This window comes from Nitrospirillum pindoramense, assembly GCF_007827955.1.
Classification (GTDB): domain Bacteria; phylum Pseudomonadota; class Alphaproteobacteria; order Azospirillales; family Azospirillaceae; genus Nitrospirillum; species Nitrospirillum amazonense_B.
This window is the reverse complement of sequence record NZ_VITR01000024.1, coordinates 1-13,586: the sequence shown is the minus strand read 5'-3', so window position 1 is coordinate 13,586 and position 13,586 is coordinate 1. Positions and strand designations below refer to the sequence as shown.

6 protein-coding genes are annotated in these 13,586 nt (G+C 70.5%); 1 reads left to right on the top strand and 5 read right to left on the bottom strand.

Going from position 1 to position 13,586, the window contains the following annotated elements; all coding sequences use genetic code 11:
* Positions 1-134: 134 nt before the first annotated feature.
* The 5 genes from FBZ90_RS26080 to FBZ90_RS28735 all read right to left on the bottom strand — a co-directional run bounded on the left by FBZ90_RS26080 (position 135) and on the right by FBZ90_RS28735 (position 11,393).
* A complete protein-coding gene (locus tag FBZ90_RS26080) occupies positions 135-2,192 on the bottom strand; it encodes a beta-N-acetylhexosaminidase (protein ID WP_145736353.1) in 2,058 nt (685 codons plus the stop codon).
* 52 nt (positions 2,193-2,244) lie between these two features.
* Positions 2,245-3,975 (bottom strand): N-acetylglucosamine-specific PTS transporter subunit IIBC, encoded by a 1,731-nt coding sequence (nagE, locus tag FBZ90_RS26075; protein WP_145736351.1) that lies wholly within the window; start codon positions 3,973-3,975, stop codon positions 2,245-2,247.
* Positions 3,975-6,635: a phosphoenolpyruvate--protein phosphotransferase gene (gene ptsP, locus FBZ90_RS26070; RefSeq protein WP_145736349.1), complete on the bottom strand. Its 2,661-nt coding sequence runs from the start codon at positions 6,633-6,635 to the stop codon at positions 3,975-3,977. Before ptsP ends, nagE begins: the two co-directional genes overlap by 1 nt.
* Before the next feature lie 285 nt (positions 6,636-6,920).
* Positions 6,921-9,566, bottom strand: a complete 2,646-nt coding sequence (locus FBZ90_RS26065; RefSeq protein WP_211102336.1) for a TonB-dependent receptor — start codon at positions 9,564-9,566, stop codon at positions 6,921-6,923.
* A 273-nt stretch (positions 9,567-9,839) separates the two neighbouring features.
* On the bottom strand, positions 9,840-11,393 hold the full coding sequence (locus tag FBZ90_RS28735; RefSeq protein WP_145736347.1) for a hypothetical protein: 1,554 nt from the start codon (positions 11,391-11,393) through the stop codon (positions 9,840-9,842).
* Positions 11,394-11,754: 361 nt separating this feature from the next.
* Here FBZ90_RS28735 and FBZ90_RS26055 point away from each other — a divergent pair, with 361 nt between their 5' ends.
* The gene (locus FBZ90_RS26055; protein ID WP_246130886.1) at positions 11,755-13,476 is read left to right on the top strand and encodes an ABC transporter substrate-binding protein; all 1,722 of its coding nucleotides are present in this window, start codon (positions 11,755-11,757) and stop codon (positions 13,474-13,476) included.
* Positions 13,477-13,586: the final 110 nt, after the last annotated feature.

Genomic DNA, 13,586 nt, shown 5'->3' with positions numbered 1-13,586 from the left:
TAAGGAACGCGGGAGGACCAGGGGCCGGCGCCCAAGCCGGCCGGGACGCGCGGCAGGGCGGGCCCCAGGTCGGGCCGGTGCTGCATGGCACATTTCCTGGTGGATGCCGTGGCCGGCATTCCCGGGGTGGACCGTTAAGGCGCCGCCTTCACCAGCCGGGTCACCGTCGGCAGGATGGCGAAGTCCAGCTCCGCCCCGGCATCCGCCGCATCCGCCACCGCCTTTTCTCCGCCGGCGCGGTCGAACATCGGCTTGCCGGTGTGCAGCGCCTCCGCCGCCGCGATACCGGCATCGGCCAGCGCCGCCAGCTTGGCCGACGGCCCCGCCAGTTCGGCCAGCAGCGGCGTGGCGGCGACGTGGGGGGCCAACAGGGCATTGCCCTGCTGCCAGGCCATCAGGGGCCGCAACACCGCGGCCCGCGCCTCGACATCCTTCGGGTTCGCCAGGAAGCGGTCCACCGCCAGGCTGAAGGCGCGGGCCTCGGCACTTTCCGCCGGCACCGCATCCACCAGGCGGTTCAGCGGCGTGGACTGCACCGCGTCCGGCCGGCGGGCCGAGCGCCGGTAATCCTGCAGCGGCTGCACCGTCTGGGCCAAGGGCAGCAGGGCCTCCAGCCCGGCGGGGCCGGCCACGCGGGTCAGCAGGAGGGTCCGCGCCGCCTCATGCCGAGAGCCGGCCGACACCAGATCCTGGGCCACCGTTTCCAGGCGCGCGTACATCGCGGACACATCCCGGGTCATGTCCCGCGGCGACCACAGCTTTTCCGCCACCACGGCGGCGCGGGGCCACAGGCGGACGTCCAGGTTCTCCGGCGACAGCCGCTCGCTCCACGCGCAGGCCTCGCCCCCCAGGATCAGGCTTTCCAGGCCCGCCGGCAGGTTCTCCGGCAGGGGATCGGCGGCGTAGTGGCGGCCCGCCGGCCAGTTCAGGTCCAGGTAATAGGGGGCGGACAGGATGCCGGCGTGGCCAGCCAGGGCCGCCTTCTTCAAAGACTCCGCATCCCGCCAGGATTGCACCACCACATCCTTGGGCATGTCGCCGTCCATGATCTCATCCCAGCCGATGGCATGCTTGCCATGGGCCGCGACGATGGCCTGGACCCGGGTGGTGAACAGGGCCTGCAAGGCGGCGGTGTCCTTCAGGCCATGGGCCTTCATATAGGCCTGGACGGCGGGGCTGGCCTTCCACTGTTCGCCGTTCACCTCATCCCCGCCGATGTGGAAATACGGGTCAGGGAACAGCGCGGTCATTTCGCCAACGAGACGATCCAGGAATTGGTATGTGCTGTCGCGCGTCGGGTCCAGCGCCGGGTCGAACACGCCCCAGTGGCGCTCGATGGCATAGGGGCCAGGCGCGCTGGCCAGGTCCGGATAGCCCACCAGCCAGGCGGTGGTGTGGCCCGGCATGTCGAATTCGGGCACCACGCGGATGCCGCGGTCGGCGGCGTAGCGGATGACCTGGCGCACCTGATCCTGGGTGTAGAAATCGCCGTCCGACCCCAACTGGTGCAGCCTGGGGAAGACCTTGCTTTCCACGCGGAAGCCCTGGTTGTCGCTGAGATGCCAGTGCAGGACGTTCAGTTTCACCGCCTGCATCAGGTCGATGGTGCGCTCCACCGTGGCGATGGGCATGAAGTGGCGCGACACGTCCAGCAGCAGGCCGCGCCAGGGGAAGCGCGGCTGGTCATGGATGGTCACCGCCGGCACCGCCCATCCCTGCGGGCCGTTGGCCACCAGTTGGGCGAAGGTGGCGACACCCCGGTTGATACCGATGGATGTGGCGGCCGTGATGCTGGCGCCGCCGGGCGTCACCGTCAGGGTGTAGGACTCATCCTCCTTAGGCGCCGGGATATCAGCGCTGACGCCCGTCACCATCAGGGTCAGGGTGGCCCCCTTCCCTGGCGCGCTTCCCGTCATCACCGGCGCGCCGGCCAGGAACTGCCCGGTCTTGGCTGACAGGCGCTGGATCAGCGTGCGGGCCGCGGCCTCCAGGTGCGGGTCCGCCGGCCCCGCCAGCGCCACGGTGAACCCGCCATCCACCGCCAACCGGCCCTGCCCCGCCGTCATCGACGCCGGCAGGGGCATCAGGGCCGGCGACGGCATCCCGGGAGCGGGGGCGGGAACCGATTGGGCCTGGGCGAGGCCGGCGGCCAGCACGGCCACACCGCAGACAAGCAAGGTCGACAGACGCATGGGAAGGCACCCTTGGAAAAAGCGGAACCGTGGGGACGGGGGACGACGGTAATTAGCCGCCGGCACGGGCGAGGGTCAGGGCGTCGCCCAGCGGCGCGGCGGGCCCGCCCAGCAGCAGGTGAAGGCGGCCGGCCGCCGGCCGGGCGACACCGCGCAGGCCCAGGGCCAGCAGGGTGCCATCGTCCACGCGGGCCGGGTCGGTGACCCCCAGCAGCAGGCGATTGGCCCGCGCCTCCACCGCCTGAAGGTTGCCGGCACCGCCCAGGGCAGCCAGCACGGCGCCGGCATCGGGCCCGGCGGCAGCCATGGGCTGGGCCGCTGCCGGGCGGCTCAGGGCCTGGCGGATCTCGCCCGCCACCTGGTCGGCCACCGGACCCAATACCACCTGCAGAGCCGTGGCATTGGGGCGTACCACGCCGCGTGACCCCAGGCCGGTCAGCGCCGCCTCATCCACCGCGCGATTGTCGGCCAGCACCATGCGAAGGCGGGTGGTGCAGGCGTCCACCGTACGGATGTTGCCGGCGCCGCCCAGGGCCGCGACGAAGCCGCCGCCCCGGCCGCCGGCCGCCACCGCCTGGGCGGAGACGACCGCCACCGGCACCGCCTCCCGCCCCAGGATGCTCAGGTCGAAGCGCCGGATGACCACGACGAAGACGGTGTAATAAAGGGCGAAATAGGCCGCCCCCACCGGTAGCAGCAGCAGCGGCCGCGTCGCCTTGCCGAAATTGACGATATAGTCGACCAGGCCGGCGGAGAAGGTGAAGCCCAGCTTCACCCCCAGCAGGTCCATGACCACCATGGCCAGGCCGGTCAGCACGGCGTGCAGGGCGTAAAGCGCCGGCGCCGCGAACATGAAGGTGAACTCGATGGGCTCGGTCACGCCGGTGAGGAAGGCGGTCAGCGCCATGGACAGCAGCATGCCGCCCACGGCGGCCCGCCGGTCCGGTCGGGCCGCGCGGTACAGGGCCAGGCAGGCGGCCGGCAGGCCGAACATCATGACCGGGAAATAGCCCGCCATGAAACCGCCGGCCGTGGGATCGCCGGCGAAGAAGCGCTTCAGGTCGCCGGTGGCGCCGTGATAGTCGCCCAGGATGAACCAGGCCACGTTGTTCAGGATGTGGTGCAGGCCAGTGATGATCAGCACCCGGTTCAACAGGCCGTACAGGAACAGCCCCGCCTCGCCCGAGGACAGCACGGCGCGGCTGAGCCCGTCCAGGCCAGCCTCCAGCACGGGCCAGCCCAGGCCGAAGATCAGCGCCAGGCCCAGCCCCGCGATGCCGGCGGCGATGGGCACGAAGCGCCGGCCGCCGAAGAAGGACAGGAATTCCGGCAGCTTCAGGTCGCTGTAGCGGTTATAGAGTCCGCCGGACAGCAGGCCGGACAGGATGCCGGCCGGCACGCCGATCTTGGCCACCGCCTTGATCTTGTAGCTGGTGGACGCCGCCTCCAGCGCGCTGCCGGTCAGGCCGGCGATCACCTCGGGCGGAACCCGCACCAGCGCCTGCGCCCCTTGCGTGGCCACCAGGAAACCGACGACGCCGGCCAGGCCGGCGGCACCGTTGTTTTCCCGCGCCAGGCCCACGGCGACGCCGATGGCGAAGATCAGCCCCAAGTTGGTGAAAATGGCCTCGCCGGCGGCCGCGATGAACGGGACGCCCAGCAGGTCGGGCTGGCCCAGGCGCAGCAACAGGCCGGCCACCGGCAGGACGGCGATGGGCAACATCAGGGCGCGGCCCAGCTGCTGCACGCCCAGTCGCTCGAACAGGCTGAAACGGTCGCGCATCAGGCGGCTCCTTCCATGACAGACGCCGCCATGCCGGCCCGGGCCAGCAGGCTGCGGACGGCGGCGGCGGATTCCTGGGCCAGCGCCTCACGCGCCAGGGCGGCGCAGGCCGCCTTGTCCAGCGGGCGCAGCGCCGCCTTGATGTCGGGGATGGCCGGCGGCGTGGCCGAAAGCTCCGTCACGCCCAGGCCCACCAGCAGGGGGGCCGCCGCGGGATCGGACGCCAGCGCGCCGCACACCCCCACCCAGCGCCCATGCCGGGCCGCCCCCTCCGCCGTCTGGCGGATGAGGCGCAGCACGGCGGGGTGCAGGGCGTCCAGGCGCGCGGCCAGATCGGGATTGCCCCGGTCCATGGCCAGCACATACTGGGTCAGGTCATTGGTGCCGATGGACAGGAAATCGGCCTCGGTCGCCAACTGGTCGGCCGTCACCGCCGCCGCCGGCGTTTCCACCATGACGCCCAGCTGCACCGGCGGGGCGTGGCCCAGGGCCTCGCGCTCCTGGTCCAGCATGTCGCGCACGGCCCGCACCTCATCCAGGGTCGCCACCATGGGCACCATGATGCGGCACTGGCCCACCGGGCGGACGCGCAGGATGGCGCGCAACTGGGTGCGCAGGATCTCCGGGCGGCGCAGGCCGATGCGCACCCCGCGCAGACCCAGGATGGGGTTTTCCTCCCGTGGCAGGGGCAGGTAGGGCAAGGGCTTGTCCCCGCCCACGTCCAGGGTGCGGATGATCAGCGGCCGTCCGGCCAAGGCCGTCGCCACCGCCTGGTATTGAGCCGCCTGCTCATCCTCGTCCGGGGCCGTCTGGCGGTCCAGGAACAGGAATTCGGTGCGCAAGAGGCCGCAGCCCTCCGCCCCCTTGGCCACCCCCTTCACCGCGTCGGCCACCTTGCCGACATTGGCGTAGACCTCGATGCGGGTGCCGTCGGCCATGACGCAATCGGCGGTCGCGGCCCGGAGGTTGGCCTCCATCCGCGCCTGGCGCTGCCCCGTCTCCCGTTCCAGCCTGGCCAGATCCTCGGCCGGCGGCTGGACATGCAGCAGGCCCCGGTCGGCATCCAGGATCAGCGGCGCGTCGTCGGGGATGCGCAGCACGGCGGCGCCCCCCGCCACCAGCGCCGGCACGCCCATGGAGGCGGCGAGGATGGCGACATGGCTGGTGGGGCCGCCGCGCGCCGTGCAGAAGCCGGCCAGGCGTCCGGCATCCAGGTTGCTGAGCTGGCTGGGCATCAGCTCCTCCGCCACCAGGATGGCGCCCTGGGGCAGGATCACCGGCTGAGGCTCCCGGCCGGCCAGCGCCAGCATGACTTGGCGGCGCAGGTCGATCAGGTCGGCCGCGCGCTCGGCCATGCGGGGATTGCCCAGGGCGCGCAAGGCGGTGGCGCGGCGGTCGGTGGCGGCGCGCCACGCGACGCCCGCGGCCTCGCCGCCGCTGATCGCGGCCAGCGCTTCGTCCAACAGCTCGGGATCGTCCAGGATGGCCAGGTGCGCCCGGAAGATGTCGCGGCGCTGGGCCTGGCCGGCGGTCTCCGCCTGCGCGACGGCGGCGCCCAGGCGGGCACGCACCCGCTTCAACGCGGCGGCCAGCAAAGTCCGTTCCGCCTCCGCACCCCGACCGCTGGCCGGCACCTCCACCTCCTCATCCTCCAGGCGGAAGGCGCGGCCCAGGGCCAGCCCGGGGGCGGCGGTGACAGCGCGGATGACCGCCGTCTCCCCCGGCGCGAAGGGTGGCTGGACCTCCAGCGCGGGCGGCTCGTCCGGGGGGGGCACGGCGGCGGTGGGCAGCGACGGCACAGGCAGCGCCGCCGGGGGCGGCACCGGCGTCTCCCCCAGGCCGGCGGCGATGGCGTCGGCGACGGCGGCCACGGCGGCGGCAGCGTCAGCCCCCTCGCCCACCACGGTCAGAGCATCGCCGTGGCGCAGGCCCATCGACATGGCGGCCACCGCGCTCTTGGCGTTGGCGCGGCGCCCCTGGGCAACCAGATGGACGGTGGCGGCGAAGGGCTTGGCGGCGGTGGCCAGCATGGCGGCCGGGCGGGCGTGCAGCCCATGCACCAGGGGCAGCACCAGCGAGCGCTCGGCCCCTGCCGCTGACCCACTGGCGGCCGTCCCCCCGGCCACCCCAGCGCCCTCGGCAGGGGCTGACCCATTCCCCTGGACCAACAGGGTCAGCAGCACCGCGCCCGCGCGCACCGCGACACCCGTCTTGGCCTCCACCACGGTCGCGGATGGACCCCCGGCGATGACCAGGGGCGTCAGCAGGCTTTTGGCCTCCCGCGCCAGCAGGTCCATGTCGAACTCGATCAGGGCGTCGCCGGCGCGCACGGCCGCCCCTTCGGTGGTGTGGATCGTGAAGCCACGGCCGCCCAGGGCCACGGTTTCCAGCCCGATGTGCATCAGGATTTCCACGCCGCACTCGGCGCGCAGGGTGACGGCATGGCGGGCGCGGTGGATGGCGATGACGACGCCGTCGCAGGGCGCGCGCAGCGTGCCGCCGGTGGGATCGATGGCCAAGCCGTCCCCCATCATGCGCTGGGCGAAGACGGGGTCCGGCACCTCTTCCAGCGGGGCGGCCCACCCATCCAGCGGCGCCAGCAGGCTGAGCCGCGTCACGCCGCCGGTGACCGTGCCCTTACCGGGATCATTTCCCACCATCGAACCGCCCACGCCTGACCCTCATTTTTCCCGGCGCCGACGCGCCGCCATATCCCATAGACCCGGCCGCGATGCCTGAAATCGCCGCCATCATCTTGCACCCACCCGGGAAAAGGGGGCCCGGACGGTGCCGGGCCCCTGTCCAGTTTGGGGAGACCGAAAGCGCCCGTCCAAGGACGTCGCCTTCAGGAAAGAACCCGCCGACCGTCACGGAAGCGGCCGGCGGGGCACTGGCGATGGCCCGGTGCGACACAGCCCCGGGCCACCACACACCCGCAGGGCGCGTCAGTACTTGAACCGGGCGCCGAAATAGAACTGGCGGCCGTTGTCGTAGATGGCGCGCGGCTGGTCGGTGTTGTTGGCGTAGTACTTCAGCTGGCTGTCGGTGATGTTCAGCGCGGAGAAGGACAACGTCACGTAATCACCCACCGGCACGTTGACCGAGGCGTCCAGGGTTCCATAGTCGTCCTGGTTCTCCGCCGAGCTGCGATCCAGCCCCACCAGGAAGTGGGAGCGGAAGGTGTAGGACAGGTGGGCGCTGATCCACGCGTTCTCGTAATAGCCCGTCAGGTTGTAGGTGTGACGGGAATTGCCGATCATGGGGCTGCCGTTTTCCTCGGTGCCGTAGGCGTAGGTGTAGTTGGCCTGCACGCCGAAGCCAGCGTAGATCGGCTGCTGCACCGCCAGCTCGAAGCCCCGGTTCCGGGCCGAGGTGTTGGTGGGCGTGGTGACGATGTAGGTGTGGTTGGCCTTGTAATAGTCGGAGTAGTAGGTCTGCGGCGCCGTGCCGAAGGTCACGTAGGAATTCATGTCGTTGTAGAACACGGCGAACGACAGCAGCGACTGCGGGCCGTAGTACCACTCGATGGACGCGTCGTAGTTGGTGGACTCGATGGGCTTCAGGTTGGGGTTGCCGCCCGAGCCGGAGGAGGCCACGTCGTTCAGGCTGACCGACCCGCCCAGCGCGCTGTAATCCGGCCGCGCCATGGTCTTGGCGACCGCCAGGTGGCCGATCAGGTCGTCGGTGACCTCGACCTTCAGGTTGGCGCTGGGCAGCACGTTCACGTAATCGTGGCTGATCGTCGTCGGCACATAGGGGCCGAAGGCCGAGCTGGTGATGGCGCCCGGCGTCGTGGCGGTGGCGCCGACATAGACCAGGCTGTGGACATTGGTGTCGACGAACCGCACGCCGAAATTGCCCGACCAGCCGGCCCCGCCGACATTGGCCATGACATAGGCGGCGCTGTCGTCCTCCGTCACCTTGAAGGAGCCGGGCCAGTAATAGCGGCTGACCGGATCGGCGTTACCGTAGGCGGCGAAGAAGGCGGCGATCTGGGGCTCCGACAGGGTCCAGATGTCCTTCAGGATGGGGCCGCCCAGGTTGGCGCCGAAGTCGCTGGGATAGGTGCCCGACGCCGTCGGGGTGGCCGCCCCCCACCCGCCGTTCAGGCAGCAGCCGCCGTTGACCTTGAACTGGGTGTTGCGCTGGTGCGCGGCATAGCGGACGCCGGCCTTCACCGAATCCCAGATGCCGGATTTGATGTCGTACTGGGTATCCAGTTGGCCGTAATATTCCTGGTCCTGGGCGGTGACGACGTCGGTCCAGGCCCAGCCGGTGGAATAGTTGCCGTTCTGGGCGCCGGTGGGGATGGTGAAGGCGGCGCTGGCCGGGGCGGACAGGCCGTTCAGGGCGAAGCTGGTGCCGGCGTTGGCCACCGCCTCGTACGCCGGCTGGCTGGGGGTGTCGCCCAGGCCGTAGGTGTAGCCGGCCTTGGCGCTGACGCTCAGCCGGTCGGTCGCCTGGTATTTGATGTCGGTGTCGATGTACGAGGTTTCGGCCGCCGCACCCGGGCGGCTGATCTGGTCATAGACGATGGCGTTGGTGGCCAGCGGCGCCGTGGCCGACACCAGCGTGCCGTTGCGGACGGTGTAGCTGGTGGGCACGATGCCGTCGTTGCCGCCGGCGGTACCGCCGAAAATCTTGGCCCCCCACAGCATGAAGTTGCGGTTCGAATTGTCCGCGTCCATGTGGGAGTAGAAGCCGTTGACGTCGATCGTCAGCTTGTCGGTCGGCGTGAACTCCACATCCACGTCCCCGCCCATGCGCTTGCGCTTTTGCTGGAACAGGGCGGAACCGATCAAGGTGGGATAATAGACGCCGTTCAGGTCGGGGTGGGCGACGACCGCCTGGTCGGTGGGGGCGAACTGCGAATAGCCCAGCACCTCCTGGCCGTCGCGGCGGACGTTGCGTTCCTCATAAAACGCCTGGGCCACGACGCCGAAGGTGTTGGCCGGGTTCTTCCAGGCGGCCAGGCCGTTGAACTGCGGCGCCGTCTTGCCGGACAGGTCGCCGTAGGCCGCCTCCGCCGAGGCCTGCAGCGTCAGGCTGTCCTTGAACTCCAGCGGCTTGCGGGTCTGGATGTCGATGGAGCCGGCGACGCCGCCCTCCACCAGGTCCGCCTGCTGGCTTTTGTACACCAGGGTCTTGGACACGATTTCCGACGGCAGCAGCGAGAAGCTGACCGAACGGCCCACGGTCTGGAACTGGTCCAGCAGGAACCAGTCGCCGGTGGCGACGCCGTGGCCGTTGATGGTGGTCTGGGTCAGCGACGGGCTGGAGCCCCGGATGCTGACGCGGTCAGCCTCATCGAAGCCGCCCTCGCCGGACGCGGCGGACTGGATCATGACGCCGGGCAGGCGCTGCAGCGCATCGGCCACGTTCTTGTCGGGCAGCTTGCCAATATCCTCGGCGCTGACGACATCGACCACCGCGTTCTGCGCCCGCTTGACGTCGATGCTGTCCTGGATGGACTTGCGGAAGCCCGTCACCACGATTTCGTTCAGGCTGTCGTCCGCCGCCGGCGCGTCGGCCGCGTGCGCCGTGGCCATCATGGCCAGCATCACCGCCACGCTGGCGGAACCGCGCAGCATCGTTCTCCCAAAACCCATCAAACCCTCCTGTGCCCATCTTTTGTGTTTGGCGGTCCGCCGGACCCAACCTGGCGGCCCCGCGCCTGAACCGGACACCGCCCTCATCTCAGCCGGGGGGCGAGCGGGGCGTGCCCTTGCGTTCCGGCAGAGGAGAGCCGAGGGGGGCGGGATGGCGAAAGGCTGGTTCCGGCAGAATGTCGAAAATGACGGCAAAACCGGGGATTTTGACTGCGCCGGCCGCGGCTTTCACCCTGGGGCGCCAGCGTTGAGGTGCTAAATGCGCTCCGCATGGCGCAGGTGCTGTTTCAGGCGGCCCAGGGCCTCGCGCACCCCTTCCCGCTCCGCGCCGGCGTCGGGGCAGTGCCGCAGCACGAATTCCGCTGTGCGCACCACGTCGCGCCAGCGGGGATTGCGGGGCAGGGTTTCGACCAGCAGGTACTTGTCCAGGGTGCGCGTCTGCAGGGAACTGCGGTCCATATAGACGCGCCACAGCCCGCTTTCCTCCGCCAGCTCGATCTTCCCCTTGCGCTTGGCGTGGTGCCAGAAGTCCAGCGCCAGGGTCATGACATCGACGATGCAGCGGCGGAATTCCTCGTTGGCGTCCAGGTCGTTGGCCGGCTCCCTCTCCGCCACGCCCCCCGGGGCGGGCCCAAGGGCGGAAACCGGGACAGGCGGCGGCGAAGATTCGGCCGGCACCGGCGGGGGCGGCGCTCCTTGGGACGGCACCGCTTCGGGTGGCGACGCCGGCATGATCGCGGCCAGGGGCGCAGGGGCGGCATGCGGCGTATCGGTCTCCGCCGCCAGGCCTGCGCAGGACCGGCGCGCCTGGCGCCAGCCCCAGGCGCCGCCGGTGACGCTGGCCAGCGCCAAGCACCAGGTCCACCAGCCCAGCCACCCCGATAAGGCCCAGCGGCTGGCCAGCACCTGGAATTCCCACGGCGTGCCCGGCACCGGATAGATGCCCGACGGCGCCAGCCCCCGGGCCGCGGCCGGCGCATCGGCCGGGCGCCCGCCGGCATCGATCAGGGCGAAACCGATGCCGCGCCGCGCCAGGGGCCGCGCCAGCGCGCCCAGGCGCCGGTCGACCGTGGCCAGGGGCAGGCGGAAGGCCACCACGCCCTCGACCGCGCCGTGGCGCACCACCGGCCGGGCCACCAGCATCCCCACCCCGTCCGGGTGATCGGGGGTGGTGGCGCCGTCCAGGGCCTGCGGGCGCGTCACCACCAGGACCTGATTGGGGTCGTCCACCTGTTGCAACCGGGCCATGATCTCACGGAACGCCTGGCCCAGGGGCGTGTCGCGGGCACGGGCGTCGTTCAAATCCAGGCCGAACGCGCCATCCTTGCGCAGGCTGTAGACCACGCGCCCCAGGCGGTCGATGAGGTAAAGGTCGTCGAAGACCGAGGCGCCGATCATGTCCACGAAGCTGGCGTGGAAACGGTCATGCACCGCCATATAGGGGGCCAGCGCCGAGGAGGCGCCCGGCTGCGGCGCGTCGCCGCCCGCGAACGCCGTGCGCAGCAGGGCGGCGGCCCGCTCGGGATTGGGCGAGATCTGCGCGAAGGCGGAGGCGAAGCCGTAATAGCGGCCGACGCTGTAGCCGATGAAGCTGGTGCTGGAAAAGGCGGCGCTCTGGTCACGCGCGGAGTCGTAGAGGATGCCCAGGTCGTGGGCCGCCATGTCGCGGGCGGTGGCGACGGCCGTGTCCGCCCTATCCATGACGGCGTACAGCGCCGTCAGCAGCGACAGGCAAAGCAGCACCGCGATCGTGGCGAGGCCGGCCGGCGCCCTGATAGCCCACCCCTTGAACCCGACCACCCCGATCACCCCCCGTCTTCTTGATGCGGACAGGAATACATCCAAATGTGCGGAGATCCCTGTTTTTAAATCGGCTTTACCGGCGCAGGACCGCAAGCATACCGTCAATTTCGTCAATCCGCAAAGCGGCCCTTGACTGCCGCCGTCGTCCTCTGGGCGCGGCGCGGCTTGGATTTCCTGGGGTCTCGCCACCCCGGACGGGTCCGCGCCCATGACGAAAGTGACGAGTTTGCGCCCTGGCCTCGGCACCCGAGGCTGGCGACAGTGGGAGTGGGCCGGCGGGGTTGGGCCGGGGGATGTGGGATGCCGCCGATAGCGGTTAGAGTCCCCAACCCGCCCGTCACGGGGCCTTCAACAGCGGGGGATGTTCTTGATCCGGCGCGTCGTTTCCATCGTGATCCTCGTCCTGGCCATCGCCACCACGGCAGCGGGCGCGCGCGCGTCCGTCGACGGCCAGCCCGAGCCGGCGACGCTGACGGTGGTGGCCGCCATGTCCAACGGCTGGGTCCGCAACTTCAACCCGTTCAACGAGACCAGCCGGCTGCCCAGCGTGCGCGAGTTCATTTACGAGCCGCTGGTGGTCTTCAACTCCATGTACGGCGGCCGGCCGGAATACCGCCTGGCCACCGACTACGCCTTTTCGCCCGACCTCTTGAAGCTGACCTTCAAGCTGCGCGACGGGGTGCTGTGGTCGGACGGCCAGCCCTTCAGCGCGGCCGACGTCGCCTACACCTTCGACCTGCTGCGCCGCTTCAAGGCGCTGGACACCCTGGACATGGCCAACCGCGTCGCCGGCGTGACGGCGGTGGACGCCCATACCGTGGTGTTCACCCTGAAGAAGGTGAACACCAGCATCGTGTTCGAGATCGTGCGCGTGCCCATCGTGCCGCGCCATGTCTGGTCCAAGGTCGCGGACCCGGTGGCCTTCACCAACGACACGCCGGTGGGCACCGGCCCGATGACGGAGGTGGCGCGTTTCACCCCCCAGGTCTATGTCCAGTGCCGCAACCCCGACTACTGGGACGCCGCCGACCTCAAGGTCGACTGCCTGCGCTTCCCCCAGGTCAGCACCAACGAACAGCTGCTGGCGGCGGCGGCGGAGGGGCGGCTGGACTGGTTCGGCGCCTTCCTGCCGGATATCGAGCGCACCTATGTCGCGGCCGATCCCCGGCATCACCGCTATTGGTTCCCGCCGGGCGGCACCGTCGCCATCGACATCAACCTGACCAGCCCCAGCCGGGGCAACCGCGCCGCCTTCCGCAACGTCAATTTCCGCCGCGCCGTCAGCATGGCGGTGGACCGGCGGGCCATCGTCGATATCGCGGGCTATGGCTATCCCGAGGTCAACGAGTATGCCAGCGGCATCGGCCGCGCCTATCAGGACTGGGTGAACGCGGAAGCGGAGCGCCAGTATGGCCGCTACGCCCATTTCGACAAGGGCGGAGCCCAGGCCCTGCTGGCCGAAAGCGGCTTCCGCGACGTGAACGGCGACGGCTATGTCGACAACGCCGACGGCAGCCCCATCGCCTTCGACATCCTGGCACCCGCCGGCTGGACCGACTGGGTCAATGCCACCCAGTTGGTGGCGGAGAGCTTGAACGCGCTGGGCCTCAACGTGCGTGTTTCCACCGTGGACCCGGCGTCCTGGGCGCAGCGGCTGATCAGCGGCGATTATGACATGGCCATCAACGGCCTGTTCCCGGGCGAAACGCCCTATCGCAGTTTCGACACCGGCTTCCATTCCCGCTACAGCGGCAAGACACGCTTCGCCCCCACCCGCTTCACCGAACCGGATCTGGACGGCGCCCTGGACGCCTTCGTCGCCACCATCGACCCCACGGAACAGCGCCGCGCCATGGACAAGGTGCAGATGATCGTGGCGGCCAACACGCCCTACGTGCCGCTGTTCAGCAACCCCACCTGGTACGAATACAACACCCGCCGCTTCACGGGCTGGTTCAACGCCGACAACCCGGTGGCCCGGCCCGACGTCTTCGACGGCACGCCCGAACGCCTGTTGCACCTGCTGGCGCTGGCGCCGGTGAAGGGCAAGGCGGCGTCATCCCCGCCCCACGACACAGGAACACCATGATCCCCGCATCGCCCCCCGCGTCCCCGACGGTTCCGCTGATGGCCCTGGAGGCGGCCGAGTCCGGCGCCGCCGCGGCCCGGCAGATCGCCCGCACGGCACCGCTGTTCCGC

Bases quoted from the DNA above. Each gene is read 5' to 3' on its own strand.
- FBZ90_RS26080 (WP_145736353.1), bottom strand. From the start codon at position 2,192: ATGCGTCTGTCGACCTTGCTTGTCTGCGGTGTGGCCGTGCTGGCCGCC.
- nagE (WP_145736351.1), bottom strand. From the start codon at position 3,975: ATGCGCGACCGTTTCAGCCTGTTCGAGCGACTGGGCGTGCAGCAGCTG.
- ptsP (WP_145736349.1), bottom strand. From the start codon at position 6,635: ATGGTGGGAAATGATCCCGGTAAGGGCACGGTCACCGGCGGCGTGACG.
- FBZ90_RS26065 (WP_211102336.1), bottom strand. From the start codon at position 9,566: ATGCTGCGCGGTTCCGCCAGCGTGGCGGTGATGCTGGCCATGATGGCC.